13 protein-coding genes are annotated in these 17,830 nt (G+C 48.8%); all 13 read right to left on the bottom strand.

What is annotated here, in order from left to right:
* Position 1: 1 nt before the first annotated feature.
* The gene (locus tag N288_RS08885; protein ID WP_009795938.1) at positions 2 to 1,549 is read right to left on the bottom strand and encodes a hypothetical protein; all 1,548 of its coding nucleotides are present in this window, start codon (positions 1,547 to 1,549) and stop codon (positions 2 to 4) included.
* Positions 1,550 to 1,562: 13 nt separating this feature from the next.
* Positions 1,563 to 2,402 carry an ABC transporter permease gene (locus N288_RS08880; RefSeq protein ID WP_009795939.1) on the bottom strand — a complete coding sequence of 280 codons (840 nt, stop codon included), beginning with the start codon at positions 2,400 to 2,402 and terminating at the stop codon, positions 1,563 to 1,565.
* Positions 2,399 to 3,334, bottom strand: a complete 936-nt coding sequence (locus tag N288_RS08875) for an ABC transporter ATP-binding protein (RefSeq protein ID WP_009795940.1) — start codon at positions 3,332 to 3,334, stop codon at positions 2,399 to 2,401. The genes N288_RS08880 and N288_RS08875 overlap by 4 nt, the downstream gene beginning before the upstream one ends.
* Entirely contained in the window at positions 3,334 to 5,700 is a 2,367-nt protein-coding gene (locus N288_RS08870; RefSeq protein ID WP_009795941.1) for a hypothetical protein, read from the bottom strand. The genes N288_RS08875 and N288_RS08870 overlap by 1 nt, the downstream gene beginning before the upstream one ends.
* Before the next feature lie 587 nt (positions 5,701 to 6,287).
* Positions 6,288 to 7,277: a signal recognition particle-docking protein FtsY gene (gene ftsY, locus N288_RS08865; protein WP_009795943.1), complete on the bottom strand. Its 990-nt coding sequence runs from the start codon at positions 7,275 to 7,277 to the stop codon at positions 6,288 to 6,290.
* A gap of 79 nt (positions 7,278 to 7,356) precedes the next feature.
* On the bottom strand, positions 7,357 to 10,923 hold the full coding sequence (gene smc, locus N288_RS08860; protein WP_009795944.1) for a chromosome segregation protein SMC: 3,567 nt from the start codon (positions 10,921 to 10,923) through the stop codon (positions 7,357 to 7,359).
* A gap of 13 nt (positions 10,924 to 10,936) precedes the next feature.
* On the bottom strand, positions 10,937 to 11,716 hold the full coding sequence (rnc, locus tag N288_RS08855; RefSeq protein ID WP_009795945.1) for a ribonuclease III: 780 nt from the start codon (positions 11,714 to 11,716) through the stop codon (positions 10,937 to 10,939).
* Positions 11,717 to 11,945: 229 nt separating this feature from the next.
* Positions 11,946 to 12,179, bottom strand: a complete 234-nt coding sequence (locus N288_RS08850) for an acyl carrier protein (protein WP_009795947.1) — start codon at positions 12,177 to 12,179, stop codon at positions 11,946 to 11,948.
* A 94-nt stretch (positions 12,180 to 12,273) separates the two neighbouring features.
* Positions 12,274 to 13,017, bottom strand: coding sequence for a 3-oxoacyl-[acyl-carrier-protein] reductase (gene fabG / locus N288_RS08845; protein WP_009795948.1), 744 nt, complete (start codon positions 13,015 to 13,017; stop codon positions 12,274 to 12,276).
* Positions 13,014 to 13,961 carry an ACP S-malonyltransferase gene (gene fabD / locus N288_RS08840; RefSeq protein WP_009795949.1) on the bottom strand — a complete coding sequence of 316 codons (948 nt, stop codon included), beginning with the start codon at positions 13,959 to 13,961 and terminating at the stop codon, positions 13,014 to 13,016. Before fabD ends, fabG begins: the two co-directional genes overlap by 4 nt.
* Positions 13,962 to 13,993: 32 nt before the next feature.
* Positions 13,994 to 14,995: a phosphate acyltransferase PlsX gene (plsX, locus tag N288_RS08835; protein WP_035403531.1), complete on the bottom strand. Its 1,002-nt coding sequence runs from the start codon at positions 14,993 to 14,995 to the stop codon at positions 13,994 to 13,996.
* A gap of 37 nt (positions 14,996 to 15,032) precedes the next feature.
* Entirely contained in the window at positions 15,033 to 15,602 is a 570-nt protein-coding gene (gene fapR, locus N288_RS08830) for a transcription factor FapR (RefSeq protein WP_009795951.1), read from the bottom strand.
* Positions 15,603 to 15,710: 108 nt separating this feature from the next.
* Positions 15,711 to 17,759 carry an ATP-dependent DNA helicase RecG gene (gene recG / locus N288_RS08825; RefSeq protein ID WP_410110755.1) on the bottom strand — a complete coding sequence of 683 codons (2,049 nt, stop codon included), beginning with the start codon at positions 17,757 to 17,759 and terminating at the stop codon, positions 15,711 to 15,713.
* Between the last annotated feature and the right edge of the window lie 71 nt (positions 17,760 to 17,830).

Here is a 17,830-nt window from a genome sequence, read left to right as displayed (position 1 = left end):
CTCACTCTCCATCAGGATCTATATTTGTAAAATAGTTTTTTACGATTTCTGCCAGTTCATCAGGCAGCTTGTAGCGCTCAGAGCTTTCCCGGTAAGATCTTTCATAAGATTCATAGACTTCGCTGTACGGCCTGGCGCTCCCCCGCAGGATGGGCCCGGCTCCCTCGCTTTGTCCGGCCGGCCCTCCATCGCCTAATTGGCCTGAATCAGTTTCCGTATTCACCTGGCCCGTAATCCTTTCCGGCACAGTCAGGAGCTCCCTCGAGCCTTGGCCAAGTCCGGCACCTGATCCCATTCCGCCTGAGCCTGAACCCGATCCGCCTGAGCCTGAGCCTGAACCTGAGCCTGAACCTGAACCTGAGCCGGTGCCTGAGCCTGAGCCGCTTCCGGATCCATTCCCGGCGTTTCCTTTGCCAGGCTGCTGGGCGCCCGTGCCTGTGCTCTGGCCAGGACTCTGCCCGGGGGCGGGCTGTCCGGTGGATCCTGAGAGAGCCAGCTGTCCCGGATTCATTCCATTAGCAGACATTTGGCTGTGGAGTTTTGTCCCTGCCTGGCCGACAGCCTGCTGTGCGGCAGCGAGCCTGGACAATGCATCGGAGGAGTTTAAGGCTTGCTCCAGCTGCTGTGCCAGCTTATCGAGCTCTTCATCTGTCAAAGGCCCGTCCTTTTGAGCCAGCTCCTGGAGAGCTTCTTTTTGCTTATCTGAAAGTTCCTCCAGATTTTTCTGCAGTTCCTTCAGCTCATCCATCGCTTTGTTCAGGTCTTTGTTATCCAGTGCAGCCGCAAGGGAGCTTAAGCCGGCATTATCAAGCCGGCTTTTAGTTTCTTCTAGCTTCCTTTGCCTTTCCTGCTCCTTCATTTTCTGCAGCTCCAGCGACTTATTCTTTTTTTCAAGCTCTTTCAAAGCCTCTGCGGAAGAGTCAAGCTTGCTGATTTCATCTGCCGTTTCCTCTATCAGCTTCCTTGTTTCCGGATTCTTCTCTTTCTCTGCTTTTTCATTGAGCTGTTTTTCAGCGGATTCTACAATTTCTTTTTCTTCGTCAAGCTGGCTTGCTCTTTCCATTTTCGTGCTGGGAAGAAAAGCGGCGGCTGAAACGGCGAGAAGAACAGCAAGCGCTCCGAGGAACCATTTAGGGTAGAAGAACTGCTTTTTGCGTTTCAGGACAGATGCCTGGTCCCTCTTCATATAAGCTAAGGCCTCTTCAAGCTGCAGCAGCTCCATTAGCCCTTCGCTGTTCAATAGTGAGTATGCCGTAAGCACCCTGTCATCAGGTACAAAGCGGTTGTAAACGGCAGCTGCCTCCCGAAAGACCGGCTTCCGGATCCAGAACCTCCAGAAAGAAAAAGATAGAGACGCAAAAGCAGCTGCAAAAAGATATACCGGCAGATTTGTGATGACCACCGTCCGGGCCAAAAGCAGGACGATAAGTATGGAGGCACCTCCGTAAAAAAGGAGAAGCTGAAGCTCCTTCATTGCAGCTGCAAAGAGAAGCTGGCGCCGGACAGGCTTCAGCAGATTTAAGAACTGCTCCCTGTTTTGTTTGGCCATACGCTGACAACTCCTATCCCTTTTTCATATTTGGCCTGAGCTTTCTTATGCTGATCAGCAGCGCCAGCACAAAAATCACCGAGCTTGCGATCAGGTGGGCGATCCAGAGCGGAAATTCGATTCCTGTCTCATTAGCAAGCTCCCTCAGAAAGTCAGGTGTAAAAATGCCGAGAAGGACCATGGCAGGATTCAGCATGGCGGTAAAATAAGCAAACGGGCTGTCTGTCTGCACATTTGGATTCATATTCCCTAACTGCATCAGAATCATCGTCAGAAATGCCGTTCCCCCGACCAGAAAAAGTGTGGCCCCATAGGTTGTAACCATAGAAACGACTGTTTTCCGGATCAGCGTTGAAAACAATACCCCAAGGCTGCCGTAAACCATGATCGTAAAGATGTAGAATCCGAGTGTCAGGGCCACCTGTCCAGGAGATACCCCTCCAAACAGGAATACGATGCTGTAAAGCGGAAGGCTGGCTATGATAAGCAGGAGCAGGAAGGAAATAGCAGATACGAGCTTGCTGATGATGATGCTCGCGGAGCTCTGTGTCGTCGTCAGCATGATATTAAGGGTCTGCCTCTCTCTTTCACTGCTGATGACCCCTGCTGTCAGCCCGGGTGTAATGAACAATATCAGGGCAAGCTGCAGAAAGGACAGGACAATGAACATCTCCCTGCTCTGGTCAGGCTTGAAATACCCCTGGCTGTTCGACATCATATTAATAAAAATGAAACCCAATATAATAACTCCTAATGCCAGGAGATAAAATAATACGCCGAGAAAGCTCTTGAACGAGCGGAACCGCAGTTTTATTTCTTTATTCAGGACGGGATTTACGGCAAAATTTTTCATGAAAGTTCCACTCCTTTCGTAATTTCCATGAATACATCTTCAAGGTCGGTTTCCGCTTCTGCAAAGCTTGCAATTGAAAGACCGGCTTCTATCGCGTTTTTCAGCAGAGCAATCTGGCCGGCATCATCCCCTTTGTAGACAAACTGGAGTAAATTTTCACCTTCCCCGGGTCTTAGCCCGCTCACACCAGGAGTGTCCTCAAAGAATGTAAAGGCTTTGTGCACATCCTTAAGGACTTTGACCATGATCAGTTTCTCTCCGCGCAGTTTTGCCTGTATTTCTGTGACTGACCCTTCTGCTACCAGCATCCCTTGATCGATGATCCCGATCGTGTCGCACATTTCTGCAAGCTCCGGGAGGATATGTGAAGAAATAAGAATGGTCTTGCCCATGTCCTTCAGCTCCTTCAATATCTCCCTCATTTCCACGCGCGCCCGCGGGTCGAGCCCTGATGCAGGTTCATCGAGGATAAGGACTTCCGGGTCATGGATGAGGCTCCTTGCCAGACAGAGCCTCTGTTTCATTCCCCTTGAGAGCAGGTCAACGTAAGAATCGCGTTTGTGCTCAAGGTTGACCAGGTCCAGGAGCTGGGGAATAAGCTTTTCCCTTTCATTGAAATCGATCCCATAGCTGGCACCGTAAAAATGGAGATACTCTTCTGCCTTCAGCTGATCATAAACACCAAAAAAATCTGGCATATAGCCGATTTGCCGGCGAACCATCTTCGGCTCGTCAGCGACATTATAGCCATTTACATAGGCGGTTCCAGATGTAGGCGCCAACAGTGTCGCCAGAATAGAGAAGGTGGTCGATTTGCCTGCGCCGTTCTGGCCGACAAACCCGAAGACCGAACCTTTTTCTATTTGGAGGTTCAAGCTGTTCAGGGCTGTAAATTTACCATATCTCTTTGTTAAATCAATAATCTCTATCATTAGGATGCCTCCCCTTTAATCGTTATTTTCGGCATCGTGATTTGAGGGTCCTTCGATGTCTTGATAATGCGGACAACCACTTTTCCATCTTTGCCAATATAGCGTCCGATATCTTCCTGGATAGTGAGCTTTGATTCGAACGGCTCCATTTCGCCAGATTCATGGTTCAGGACTGCATATTCAGCAAATTTGGCCTTCGTCGATACGGACAGCTCACTGAATGCCAGGGATTTTCCTTTCACTTGTGCAGGCAGAGATGCAATGAACTGATATTCCCCATCATCAGCCATCATTTGATCTTTGCTGCCATTGACGTTCTTTTCGTAAACCATGCCCTGCACCGCCTCAAGCTCGGTATCAAGCACCTCATTGGACAGGGAAAACTCGCCTGTAAAATCAACCTTCGCTTCAAATGGTTCAAAGATGAGATTCAGGCCCGAAACTTTTTCTTTTTTGGACAGAAGATCCGCCTCAATGACACTGTCCTTCGTAAGTCCGGCCAGCATCGGGCCTTCAGCAGTCCCGCTCCCTGAGAAAAGGAAGGCAGATGCAGCATATTCAAGCCTTTCTTTCTTCATGAGATCCAGATCCTGGTTCGGCCCCGGATAGCCATAGCCGGCGCCCGACATATACGGGGCGGTGAGAAAGTCATTCTTCACTTTTTCGTCGACTTTCAGTCTTTCACCTTTTTTCAGGCTGCCGACATTGATCTTATTCGAGCCGGTCCATATATACAGCTCCTCAAAATCATATGGAAAGCTATTTGTCACAGTGCCTGACAGCCGTTTGTCCTTAAGCGTCAGATCAGCCTCCAGGCCGCCTTCCTTTTCTTTTTGCGATTTGCCGAATATGGTCCTGGATGACCAATACTCTACTGCATTAAAAACAATCCTCGTTTCCTTGCGGCTCTGTTCAATGACACCGCCGCCGGAATGATCTGTCCCCGCTCTGTTCAAAGTGCTGGGAATCGCATTGAATTCCCCGCGGGGAACAGAAAATGCATATTCACCGCTTGTGTTTGAAAGCAGGGTTGCCGCCTGAATACCGATAAGCTGGCTGTTCACTGCTTTATAGACGCCCAGTTGATTGACCTGAGGCTGTCCAAGCCTGTCTTTTGCCCCGATGCCAAAAATGGCCACTGACATCAGCACAGCCAAAGAAGGGATGATCCACCAGGCATGTTCGCGTTTGTCCCGCTTCTTCAAAATAAAATAAAGGATCGGGACAATGACGATTATATAGCCGATGAGCAGCAGCAAGAGCTGACCAATTGAAAAGCTGGAAGCAGGGAAATATTCATTCGCTTCAGCAAATTCATAGGTCAGCGGATCATAAATATCCGGTCCATACTGGCTTCCTGCGGCAGATGGTGCAGGGACTGACTGCAGAATCCCGCCAAACCACCTGCTGTAGCCAGTCCAGGAAGACAGCGGCTCATCGCCGAGTGAAAAGGCAGTCTGCAGGATTGTGCCGCTTCCATAGTCAGCTTTCACTGCTGCAGGGACATTCCCACTAAGCGAGAGGATTTCCGCCTGATTTTCGACAGGGCCGTAAAACATAGGCAGCTCCTTGAAAGGAGGCTCATTCTCTCCTTTATCCGCAAGAAAGGAGGCAGAAGACTTCCCTTCTTTATCCGGCTTCATCGGCAGAAGAGTATAGAGGGCACCCAGGGATTGGCCTGCATCAGGAGCTGCACCGGCAATCAGTATTCCACCATTCCCAACCCAATCCTTAATGGCATTTTGCTGGGCCTCTGTCAGGTCGGAAACAGCAAATTCGTCGAGCAGGAGATAGTCGAGCATTTCAAGCCCGAGCCCTTCTTCAGGCAGCTGTTCTTTTTTCAGCTCAAGTGTCTCTACCGCTGCAGAGGGAAGGATCCTCAGCTCCTTGAGCCGGTCATAGTCCTCGCTCAGGATGCCCATTGTCATTTCTCCGCCTTCTATGTATTTCGCCTTCAGCTTCGTGTCGCCGGAGAACTTGACTTTATTCCCGTCCTTCCAGCTCCCTTTATAAAGGTGGATGGCAGGGAGGTTCTGATATGATGATGGGTGGTCCTCCGAATTGCCCGGTATTGTTATGTGAAAGGTTTTCGAAGAATTTTCCGGCAGATTTGCCTTGATGCTCATGGCTCCGCCGGAATTATAGGAAGGGTGAAAATCAATCAGCAGATCCCCGCTGAACGCCTCTCCTGTATTTTCAGCTTTGATAGTCAAGGGAAAGCCTTTTCCCCTTTTAACTTTTCCGTCCAGACCTGCTTCTACTGAAATGCTGATGTCTGCCGGTGCTGCATAAGCAGGCTGGTTTAAGATAAGAAACAGCAGCAATGCAGCAATCACAGCAATGATTGCTTTTGTATGTTTACGCAAAAAAACTCCCCCCAGATTATTATTCCACTACAATAGACGAACAGGAGCCGGCAAAAGTTTGCAATTCTTAGAAAATATAAATCTATTGCAGGGCTTGCCTTTCCGGCTCATGTATAATAGACGAAATAAATCAGGATGTCCCTACAAGGAATGAGAAAAAAATCCAATTAAAGCGCAAAAAAAAACAGCCTGCGTTTTGCAGACTGCCAAATCATTAAAACTAGGATAGTTTGCAGATAAGGAAGGGGGGCTTTCAATATCCTTTCACTAGCTCAGTATTTACCTTTTTAACAAGGGGGATGTTGATTTCCGTTCCAGGCACTTCGCTTTCCGCGGGGCGGCGCTGAGCCTCCTCGTCGTACCTCCTGCGGGGTCTCAGCTCTGCCGCTGCAATCCCGCAGGAGTCTTCGTGCCTTCCACTCCAATCAACGAGCTCCAATTTTTTTGCAGCAAGTTTATGCTTATTAAATAAAAGGCGAATGGTAGCACTATGGACTTTTGATACTACAATATGATGCTAACCCAAACCGTACCCTTTCTCTCCAAAATAAAAGCAGCTGCATATGCAGCTGCTTACCTCTTAGAATTTACTCTTCCGCATTCTCGACCATGTCAGCGAATAGCCCGTAGACATAGCGTTCTGCGTCGAATTCCTGCAGGTCGTCCATTTTTTCTCCGAGGCCGACGAATTTGACGGGAATGTCGAGTTCCTTGCGGATGGCCAGGACGATGCCGCCTTTTGCGGTGCCATCAAGCTTTGTCAGGACGATTCCGCTCACATCTGTTGCTTCCTTGAAGGTTTTTGCCTGGATCATGGCATTCTGCCCTGTTGTTGCATCAAGGGCGAGCAATACTTCATGCGGGGCGCCGGGGATTTCCCTTTCGATCACCCGCTTGACTTTTTCAAGCTCCTTCATCAGGTTGACCTTGTTCTGCAGGCGTCCTGCGGTGTCACAAAGAAGGATATCTGCATTCCTTGATTTCGCAGCCCTGACGGCATCAAACATAACAGCTGCCGGATCAGATCCTTCTGCCTGCTTGATGACTTCGACGCCGACCCGGTCTCCCCAGACTTCAAGCTGCTCGATGGCCCCAGCACGGAAAGTATCCCCTGCGGCCATGAGCACCTTTTTTCCTTCAGACTTGAACTTATGCGCCAGCTTGCCGATTGAGGTTGTCTTGCCGACCCCATTCACACCTACGAACAGGATGACTGTCAGGTCGCCTTCCTGGATATTCAAAGCGGAAGATGCTTCCCCGCTTCCCTCATATATTTCAACCAGTTTCTCGGAAATGATGCTTTGCACGCCTTGCGGGTCCTGGATGTTTTTGCGCTTCACTTCCATTCTCAGCTCTTCTACAAGCTCCATGACCGTGTCAAAGCCCACGTCAGCCTGAATGAGAATTTCCTCAAGCTCTTCGAAGAAGTCCTCATCGACCTTCCTGTACCTCGCTACAAGATCATTGACCTTGCCGGAAAAATTATCCCTCGTTTTTGTCAGGCCATCCTTGAATTTTTCTGTCACTGTATCGGTTTGCTTCGTAATTTTATCTTTCAGTTTTTTAAAGAAACTCATCTGTTCACTTCCTTCTCATTCATCTGTATGTATCGCCGGAAAAAGAGCGTACACCCCTTTTCCGGCATATTTTGCCTGTCTATTGCGGAACAAGCTCCCGGGTTTCTTCAAGTCTGACTGAGACAAGCTTTGAAACACCTGATTCCTGCATCGTTACACCGTACAGGACGTCTGCTTCTTCCATCGTCCCTTTGCGGTGGGTGATGACGATAAACTGTGTTTCCTCACTGTATCTCTTCAGATATTGGCTAAAGCGCTGGACGTTGGCTTCATCGAGCGCAGCCTCCACTTCATCCAGGATGCAGAACGGTACGGGGCGCACCTTCAGGATTGAGAATAGCAGCGCGATTGCCGTGAGCGCCCTCTCCCCGCCTGATAAGAGCCCCAGATTCTGCAGCTTCTTGCCTGGCGGCTGGGCAACGATGTCAACGCCTGTATTAAGCAGATCGTCAGGCTGTGTCAGCTTTAGATCTGCCCTGCCTCCGCCAAACAGCGCCTGGAAGACAGACTCAAAATGGAATCTGATTCCTTCAAATGTCTGCCTGAATCTTTTTTTCATTTCTTCATCCATTTCATCAATTACCTGGAAGAGAGTGTCCTTCGCTTCCTGCAGATCATTCTTCTGTGCCAGCAGGAACTCATAGCGCTCTGATACGCGCTCATATTCCTCAATGGAACCCAGGTTCACTGTCCCTAGCTCCTCAATGGACAATTTGATGAGCTTAACCTTTTTGCGTGCTTCCTCAGCAGGAATGTGGAGCGGATACTCCTCCCTGGCTGCTTCAAAGGTAAGCAGATATTCCTCCCTGAGATGGGCAAGGCGGTTATCCAGTTCAACATCCAGCCTGTTCAATCGCACTTCCTCATCCTTCATGCTCTCAGTCATGCCCTTATGAAGGCGGCGGAGCTCCTTGGCTGAAAGCTCCAGGTCTTCAAGTGTTTCCTGGAGTTTAAGGCGCTCCTCTTTCCTGGAAGAAATCAAGTCAATGGCTTCCTGCTTATCTTTCAGCTTCTTCCTTGCGGCTTCCTCGAGCACTTCTTCTCCTGAAGAGCTGCTGGTCAGCTCTGATGACAGCAGCGACAAATCTTCCTTGAAGGTCTGAAGCTTCTCTGATGTTTCCGCCAGCTCTCCCTCAATGGACGCGAAAGTATCTTTAGCGAAGTTCAGCTGTTCGTTCTTGGATGCCAGCGTAATCTTTAGCTCGCCGATCATGTCCATGAGCGTTTCCTTGGAGGTCATCCTAGTGTTTTTCTGCTGTGTGAGCACCTCGATTTCTTCCTCCAGGCCAGTGATGCTTTTTTGCATCTTCTCAAGCTCGAGCTCAAGTGCAGATTTCCTGGCTGAAAGCTTCTGGGACTCTTCGGCAGATTGCGACTTATCCATATCATACAAGGAAAGGCGTTCATTTATGTTCTTCTCAGCCATCTCCACTTCCCGGAGATCGCCCTTCAGGGAGTTTTCCTTCAGCCTCAGTTCTTCACCGGATCTGCGCAGGTTTTCAATCAGTTCTTCCTGCTTGTTTATGTCTCCCTTGACCCTTCTCACCTGCTCTTCCAGCAGCTGCGTCTTGGAATCCATTTCGGCCAAACGTTCTTTCAGCTCTTCAAGCTCTGTCTTCCGGCTGAGCAAAGAAGAGGATTTTTGCTTGACGGCGCCGCCTGTCATGCTGCCGCCCGGGTTTACAACATCGCCTTCCATTGTGACAAACCGGCTTCTGTAATTAAGGATCTTTGCCATTTCATTGGCTCCCTTTAGATCCTTTGAAACTATGACATTGCCGAGAAGGTTTTTAACGACCTCTTCATACTTTGAATCAAAAGATACCAGGTCAGCGGCAGCACCGATAAAAGATGGATGCAGCTTTAGCGATTGCAGCTGGCCCTGTGACAGCGACTTTCCTTTAATGACATTCAGCGGCAGGAAGGTCGCCCGGCCGTATGAATGCTTTTTCAGGAACTGGATGGCGCTGCGGCCATTCTCTTCGTTCGCTACCACAACATGCTGCATCGCACCGCCAAGAGCGGTTTCAATCGCAGTCTCATACTGCTTCGGCACCGCAATCAGCTCAGCGATTGCGCCTTCAATGCCCTTAAGTGCGCCGCCCCTTGCCTTCAGCACTTCTTTGACTCCCTGGAAGAAGCCGGAATAGTCCTCCTCCAGCTCTTCCAGCATATCTTTGCGGGACTTGGCCTGCTGAAGATACTGATAGGCCTGGTAAAGAGTCGTTTCCTGCTTCTGATAGTTCGTTTTCAAAGATTCGGTCTTTGCCTGCTCATTCTTGAAAAGGCGGACCTGTTCCTCAAGCTCGCCCTGTATCTGTTCAAGCCTGCCAATGATTTCTTTCTTTTGGTCTTCTATCTGCTTTCGTTCCGAAAGAAACTTTTCATTGTCTGACTCAAGCCGGGTTGATCTTGCTCCCTGCTGGGCCAGCTGCTGGCCGATATATTGAAATTCATTTTTAAAAGCAGCCTGCCTGTTCAGCAATTCAATATAATCACTTTTGAGAGAGTCGATTTTTTCTTCGGTATTTTCACTATAAAGCTTCAGCTCAGCCTGTTTTTCTCTCAGCTTTTTCTGAAGCTCAGCTGCCTCTCTCTGAAGAACATCGGCAATCTCCTGCTGCATTGCTTTTCTTTCTTTAAGAGAAGCTTCCTTTTCCCCCAGCTCTTCTATATTTCTCTTCAGCTGTTCTTTATTATGGGAAGCATTTTTCTTCCGTTCTTTGAGGACTTCTTTCCTGCCCTCGAGCTTTTCCAGCTCCTCGCTGGCATGAAGCAGCACACCCTGCAGATCATTGATGGACTCATCAAGGTCTGCAATGCCTGCCCTTGCCACTTCGATTTCAGCTTCCTTTTCCCCGATCGCACCGCCCAAAGCTTCTTCTTCCTTTTTCAGCTTTTCAAGCACGGCGGAAAGAGCCTCCCATTTTCCGTGAAGGTCCTCAATCTCAAAGGCTGTAAGGGCAACTTCGATTTTTTCCAGCTCTTCTTTTTGCTGCAGGTAGTCCTTGGCGATGGAAGACTGGATCTTCAGCGGCTCCACCTGGCTTTCGAGCTCATAGACGATATCATTCACCCGGTTCAGGTTTTCCTGGGTTTCAAGAAGCTTGGCCTCAGCCTTTTTCTTCCTTGTTTTATATTTCAGGACTCCGGCCGCTTCTTCAAAAATGCTCCTCCGGTCCTCAGCCTTGCTGTTTAAGATTTCTTCTACCTTCCCTTGGCTTATAATGGAGAATGCCTCCCGCCCAAGGCCTGAATCCATGAACAAATCGATGATATCCTTCAGGCGGCATGATTGGCTGTTTATATAAAATTCACTGTCCCCTGAGCGGTAGACTCTCCTCGTAACACTCACTTCATTATAATCAAGCGGGAGGAACTGGTCTTCGTTATCAAGGGTCAGGGTCACCTCTGCAAAATTCAGCGATTTCCTGCTGTCGCTCCCGGCAAAGATGATATCCTCCATTTTCGATCCCCTCAGGGACTTCGCGGACTGCTCGCCAAGCACCCAGCGGATGGAGTCTGTAATATTGCTTTTGCCGCTCCCATTCGGGCCGACAACAGCTGTCACGCCAGGGACAAAATCGACAGAGGACTTCTCGGCGAAGGATTTAAAGCCTGCAATATCTAGCCGTTTCAGAAACACTGATATATCCCTCCTAGCTTCTCGGTTGATTTTCTTGGGATGTTGAGTCATTCTGCAAATGGGATTTTAAAATCTCCAGCGCCATCTGTGCCGCGTGCTGTTCTGCTTCTTTTTTCGATCTGCCTGTCCCGGTCCCGAGCTCATTCCCTGACAAGGAAACACGTGAGACAAACTCCCTGCTGTGTGCAGGGCCTTTTTCCTGAAGGATCTTATACTCAATTGCACCCGCTCCATCACGCTGGACGAGCTCCTGAAGCTGGCTCTTGAAATCCATCACATGAGAAAAAGCACCCGAATTTATTTTTGGAAAGACCGTTTGTTCTAAAAATCCGATGACTGTATCTATCCCTTTTTCCAGGTATAATGCGCCGATAAATGCCTCGAACACATCTGCAAGCAAAGCCGGACGCTCTCTTCCGCCTGTCATTTCCTCCCCTTTGCCGAGAAGGACGAGCTTCCCGAACTCAAGCTCATTGGCAAATGTAACCAGGGATGGCTCACACACAACTGCCGCTCTCAGCTTTGTCAGCTCTCCTTCGCTCATCATGGGATATTTCTTGTATAAAAATTGGGATACAGTCAGTTCAAGTACGGCGTCCCCTAAAAACTCCAGCCGTTCATTATCTTCATACGGCTTTCTCCGATGCTCATTCACATACGATGAATGTGTAAAAGCCTGCTTCAGCAGCTTTTCATTTTCAAAGGAAATCCCGATTTTCTTCTGGAACTCCCTGAATTGCATTTCTGCCGCGCGGTATGCTTTTTTCTCTTGGTCTTTATTGTTCTTGCGCATATTGCCTCCACCTTGCTAATAGTTTACATACATTATCAGTTTACGTAATAATTCTTAAAAACGCAAAAAAACCTGAAAGCATCCTGAATATTCCAGGCAGCTTCCAGCCTCTTGGACCAATGGGCCGATTCATCAGGAAGCACGGGCTCTGCCGGCATGTGAATCATCCCTGTATCCGCCTTTATAGAAGAAAGCCCCGTTCAAAACGGAGCTTTGCTCAATCTAACGATTACACATTAGCTTTTATGTAATTCACAGCGTCGCCGACTGTTGCGATCTTTTCTGCATCATCGTCAGAGATTTCCATATCGAATTCATCTTCCAGTTCCATAACCAGTTCAACTACATCCAGGGAATCTGCGCCAAGATTTTCTTTGAAAGAAGCTTCCAATGTTACTTCAGACTCTTCAACACCAAGACGATCTACGATGATCTTTGTTACACGTTCTAACACATCTGCCATGCTTGTCACCTCCCCTCAAGACATTATAGAGCATTTTAGCAGATTAATAAATGTCCAGCCTAACAATTTTTTCTTTTGTCTGCTGAAGAGGCTTCTACATCACCATTCCGCCGTCAACATGGAGGGTCTGCCCTGTCATATAGCGGCTGTCCTCAGAAGCCAGGAATAAGGCTACCTTTGCAATATCTGAAGGTTCGCCAAGCCGTCCGAGGGGGATTCCTGACAGCATCTGCTCTTTCACTTCTTCATTAAGCTTGTCTGTCATATCAGTCGAGATGAAGCCAGGGGCAATTGCATTGACGGTGATTCCCCTTGTAGCCAGTTCTTTTGCAGAAGTTTTTGTCAAGCCGATGACGCCTGCCTTTGCGGCAACATAGTTGGCCTGTCCAGGGTTGCCGCTGACACCGACGATCGATGATACATTGATGATCCTGCCGCTGCGCTGCTTCATCATTTGCCTTGTTGCCGCCTTCGTGCAAAGGAAGACACCTTTGAGATTGATGCTGATGACTTCATCCCATTCTTCCTCTTTCATTCTCATAAGAAGATTATCGCGGGTGATGCCTGCATTATTGACAAGAATATCAATGCTTCCGAATTTTTCGATTGTCTCTTTCATCATGGCCGTTACAGCCTCACTGTCTGATACATCTGCCTTTGCAGCAAATGCGTCACGGCCGAGCGCCTTAATTTCTTCAACAGTCTCGTTAGCTTTTGCTTCGCTTCCGGAATAGTTGACTGTCACATTGGCTCCTTGCCTCGCAAGCTCCAATGCAATTTCGCGGCCAATTCCCCTGGAAGCGCCTGTTACGATCGCTGACTTGCCCTCAAGCTTCATTGCGGTTCCCCCTTTAATGCCTCAATTGCAGCCGCACAGCTTGCTTCATCTGAAACAGCATATGTTTTGGCTGAGCGGTTTACTTTTTTCACAAGCCCTGATAAAACTTTTCCTGGGCCGATTTCAATGAATGTATCGACTCCGAGGCCGATCATCCTTTCAATAGAATCCTCCCACAGCACCGGGGAATAGAGCTGCTGGACAAGCTTTTCTTTAATATCCCCTGATTCCGTCATTTCGGCGGCACTGACATTGGAGATGACTGGAATTTGCGCATCGGAAACCGTGATGCTGTCCAGGACACCCCGCAGATTCTCTGCTGCCGGCTTCATCAGAGATGAGTGGAACGGTCCGCTGACATCAAGCGGAAGGACCCTCTTGGCGCCTGCTTCTTTCGCTTTTGCAGAAGCTTGCTCAACGCCCTGCCTGGAGCCGGATATTACGATCTGGCCGGGGCAATTCAGGTTTGCCAGCTGTACCGGATGTCCTTTCCCTGAAATTTCCTCTGTCACCGCACGCAGTTCATCCCTGCCAAGGCCGAGGACTGCTGCCATCGTGCCTTCACCGTTTGGAACCGCCGCCTCCATGAACTCGCCTCTTTTTCTTACCGCATGCACCGCGTCTTCAAAAGAGATGCTGCCTGCAGCGACAAGAGCAGTATATTCACCAAGGCTGTGTCCGGCTGTATAATCAGCTCTGATTCCTGACTCACGGAACTTAGCGAGAATGGCAATGCTTGTCGTCAAAAGCGCCGGCTGGGCATTGACCGTTAATGTCAGTGTCTCCTGCGGCCCTTCAAATATCAGGCTTGATAGCTTATCATTCAGCCTTTGGTCTGCCTGATCAAAGACAGCTTTTACTTTATTATCTGATTCTGCCAAAGATTTCCCCATGCCAACAGTCTGAGAGCCCTGGCCAGGAAATAAAAATGCAATTTTCCCCATTTTCTCTTCTCCTTTTCAAAGAAATCTGCAGGCTATTCCCTGCCTGTTGCAGGCAGCTTTCCTGCTGCTGCCTTTATTGTTTCCGCCACATTATTCTGCACCATTTCACGTGTCTGCCTGACTGCGCTGTAGAGCGCATTTCTGTCAGAGGAACCATGGGCCTTGATGACAGGAGCGTTCAGTCCGAACAGCCCGGCTCCGCCGTACTCCGAATAGTCCATCTTTGATTTCAGCTGGACAAGGTCCGGCTTCAGCACTGCTGCTGCCATTTTGCTCTTCAGGCTGCTTGTCATCGCCTCTTTCATCATTTTAAAGACGGATAAGGCGGTGCCTTCTATCGTCTTCAGAACCATATTCCCTGTAAATCCATCAGTGACGACAACATCTGCCGCACCTTCCAGAAGATCCCTTGCTTCTACATTCCCGACAAAATTCAGTCCGGCATCCTTGATCAGTCCAAATGCATTCTTGGCCAGTTCATTTCCTTTTTTTTCTTCTGTGCCGATATTTAAAAGGCCTACTCGGGGATTGGAGATGCCCCTGACTTTTTCGCAATATATCGATCCCATGACGGCATACTGCAGAAGGTGCTCAGGTTTGGCATCGACATTTGCCCCTACATCAAGCAGGAGGAATCCCTTGCCATCTATTGTCGGCAAAGTCGGCGATAATGCCGGCCTTTCAATGCCCTCAATCCTTCCTACAACGAATAACCCTGCTGCCATCAGTGCGCCTGTATTCCCGGCTGAAATGCATGCATCAGCATTGCCATCAGCGACCTGCCTGGCTGCGAGGACCATAGAAGCATCCTTCTTCCTCCGCACTGCCCTGACCGGTTCATCGGTGCCAAGGATCATCTCTTCTGTATGGATGATTTCGATCCGCTCACTCACTGTGAGATGCTCCCTGATTCTCTTTTCGTCACCGACGAGTGTAATATGTATGTCCTTGAATTCTGCTGCAGCCTTCATGGCCCCGAGTACAATTTCCTTTGGGGCATTGTCTCCGCCCATTGCATCTATCGCTATCTTCATCATTTTGCATCATCCCCTGCTTGTTAACGGATTATTTTCATGCTTCTCTGTGGGAACGGAACATGTCGAACTCGCCTTTGAAAACCAGTTCATTGTTCGCAAAGCTTGAAACCTCTACAAGTGTCCTGCCAGAGCTGTTGTCGATCTTAACGACTTTTGCTTTTGCGATTACCCTCTCATTCTGGTGTACTGAGCGGGTAAACTGTATGCTCGCTTTAGCCGTTAGTGCCAGCTCGTCATTTATGACAGCGACAGCCAGTGAATTGGCCTGTGCAAAAAGGTGGTGGCCTCGGGCAATCCGGTTCCTTTTGAATACATGCTCTTCTTTTACATCAAATATAGAAATCGCCGTATTATCAAGTTCTATGTCAATGATTTCCCCAATGACTTCATCTATGGGAAGGGATTTTACTTCATCCTCGAAAGATTTCTCCGCAACATTTTTGATCCTTTCCCTCAGCTCGGGAATGGAAAGCTCGAGACGGTCGAGCCGGATGGTCTGGACGCTGACTGAAAAACGGTCGGCCAGATCCTCGTCTGTAATGAAGGGATTATCCTTTATCGTTTCAACCAGCAGCTGCTGGCGTTCTTTTTTATTTTTTCTCATATCCTCCACCGCCGAGATATTAAGACTAGGTACTAATAGCAGTATATACAAAAAAAAAGCAGAGCGCAAGGCAGAACTTTTCCGTTCTGTCTCCGTCTGCTTCCCGCTTCAATCAAGCTTTTCCCCATGGAATACGCCTGTATTTTTAAGATATTCCCTTAGCATCCCATATTCCGGACCTTCCCAGAAGATGCTGGACTGTATCAGCTTCGATGCATCATTCCGTGCCGTTTCAAGAGCGCGGTAGTCATGGACCATATCTGCCACCTTGAATTCAGGCATGCCGCTTTGCTTGCGGCCGAAAAAGTCTCCAGGCCCCCTCAGTTCCAGATCCTTTTCACTGAGAACAAAGCCATCATTGGTCTCAGACATGATTTTCATCCGTTCTTTCCCGACCTCTGATTTTGGATCGGCAAGGAGGATGCAATAAGACTGTTCGCTTCCCCTTCCGACCCTTCCTCTCAGCTGGTGCAGCTGGGACAGCCCGAATCTCTCTGCATCATAGATTACCATAATGGTAGCATTAGGCACATTGACCCCAACTTCAACGACAGTTGTAGATACAAGGATCTGTATCTCGTTGCGGCTGAACTCTTTCATCACTCCATCCTTTTCCTCCGGATGGAGCCTGCCATGCATCAGCCCTACTTTATACCGGTCCTGATAATAGAATGTCAGATTGCTGTGGACATCGATTGCATTCTGGACATCCAGCTTGTCCGATTCCTCAATCAGCGGGCAAATGACGTATGCCTGCCTTCCTTTGGAAAGCTCCTTCTCCATGAATTGGAGAATCCGGTCCAGCATTTCCTGCTTTGCCCAGTAAGTTTCGATTGTCTTCCTGCCTGCAGGCATCTCATCAATAATAGATACATCCATTTCCCCGAACACCGTTATGGCAAGCGTCCTTGGAATCGGAGTTGCTGTCATGAACAGGACATCAGGGCTTTCACCCTTTTCACGGAGCACCCTGCGCTGTTCTACGCCGAACCGGTGCTGTTCGTCTGTTATGACAAATCCGAGCCGCTTGAACTCGACTTCCTGCTGGATGAGGGCATGGGTACCGATCAGAACATCAATTTCCCCTTCCGAAAGCCTGGCTAGGATATCTTTTCTCTTCTTTCCCTTGACAGAGCTTGTCAGCAGCTCACACGACAGGCCCTGAGGCTCCAGCAGCTCTTTCAGCGATTTCTCATGCTGCTCGGCAAGTATCTCTGTCGGGACCATCAGTGCCCCCTGATAGCCTGCTGTTGCTGCTGCATATAAACCGATGGCAGCTACGACCGTCTTGCCGGAGCCTACATCACCCTGCAGGAGCCTGTTCATCCGGTATGGGGATTTCATATCAGACAGGATTTCGTTCACTACTCTTTTTTGGGCTCCAGTCAAAGGAAAGGGAAGCGATCCGATGAATTCTTTCAGCTTTTTCAAGTCATACGTCTGGACAATCCCTTTTGACTGTTCACGCTCGAATTTTCTGAGCGCCTGCATTTTAAGCTGGAAATATAAAAATTCTTCATAAACAAATCTGCGCCTTGCCTGCTTCAAATCCTCGGGTCCGCCCGGAAAATGCATCGCCCTGAGGGCATCTTTCCTGTTCAAGAGCTTATACTGCTCAAGAAGCCGCTCAGGCAGTGTCTCCGCAATACTGTCAGCATACTGGCTGAACGCCATGCCAATGAATCTGCGGATGCCTTTTACCGTAATGCTGCCTTTCACTGCGTATACAGGTTCAAAATCCTTGGAAGCTGCATTCTCCCCAAGATGAATTTCACTGGCGGAAATCATCTGGCGGTGCTGATCCCACTTTCCGGTAATCGTGACAGAATCATTGATGGCAAACTTCTTTTTTAAGTAAGGCTGGTTAAAAAATACCGCCTGGATCAAATAACGGCCGACAAGGACTCTTATCGTCAGGCGCGACCGTTTTCTCCCATAATAAGTCAGCAAAGGCTCGCTGTGGATTTTCCCCTCCACTGTAACCCTTTCCTCATGCTTGACTTCTGACAGGTCTTTAAGCCGGTAGTCCTCATAGCGGAACGGAAAATGCTCCAAAAGGTCGCCGACAGTAAAAATATTCATATCTGCCAGTGCTTCAGCGGTCTCTGCACCTATTCCTTTTATACTTGTAACTGGTTCGTTCAACATATTAATCACCTGATTTCGATTATACTTTATAGGAGAATATGACTGTGGATGCATCCGGGGATCTCTATTTGGGAGCTTCG

Source organism: Bacillus infantis NRRL B-14911, from assembly GCF_000473245.1.
GTDB lineage: Bacteria > Bacillota > Bacilli > Bacillales > Cytobacillaceae > Bacillus_AB > Bacillus_AB infantis.
This window is presented reverse-complemented; position numbering and strand designations above follow the sequence as displayed.

Bases quoted from the DNA above. Each gene is read 5' to 3' on its own strand.
- plsX (WP_035403531.1), bottom strand. From the start codon at position 14,995: ATGAAGATAGCGATAGATGCAATGGGCGGAGACAATGCCCCAAAGGAA.
- rnc (WP_009795945.1), bottom strand. From the start codon at position 11,716: ATGCGCAAGAACAATAAAGACCAAGAGAAAAAAGCATACCGCGCGGCA.
- N288_RS08880 (WP_009795939.1), bottom strand. From the start codon at position 2,402: ATGAAAAATTTTGCCGTAAATCCCGTCCTGAATAAAGAAATAAAACTG.
- ftsY (WP_009795943.1), bottom strand. From the start codon at position 7,277: ATGAGTTTCTTTAAAAAACTGAAAGATAAAATTACGAAGCAAACCGAT.
- fabG (WP_009795948.1), bottom strand. From the start codon at position 13,017: ATGAAGCTTGAGGGCAAGTCAGCGATCGTAACAGGCGCTTCCAGGGGA.
- N288_RS08850 (WP_009795947.1), bottom strand. From the start codon at position 12,179: ATGGCAGATGTGTTAGAACGTGTAACAAAGATCATCGTAGATCGTCTT.
- fabD (WP_009795949.1), bottom strand. From the start codon at position 13,961: ATGGGGAAAATTGCATTTTTATTTCCTGGCCAGGGCTCTCAGACTGTT.
- fapR (WP_009795951.1), bottom strand. From the start codon at position 15,602: ATGAGAAAAAATAAAAAAGAACGCCAGCAGCTGCTGGTTGAAACGATA.
- N288_RS08885 (WP_009795938.1), bottom strand. From the start codon at position 1,549: ATGGCCAAACAAAACAGGGAGCAGTTCTTAAATCTGCTGAAGCCTGTC.
- N288_RS08875 (WP_009795940.1), bottom strand. From the start codon at position 3,334: ATGATAGAGATTATTGATTTAACAAAGAGATATGGTAAATTTACAGCC.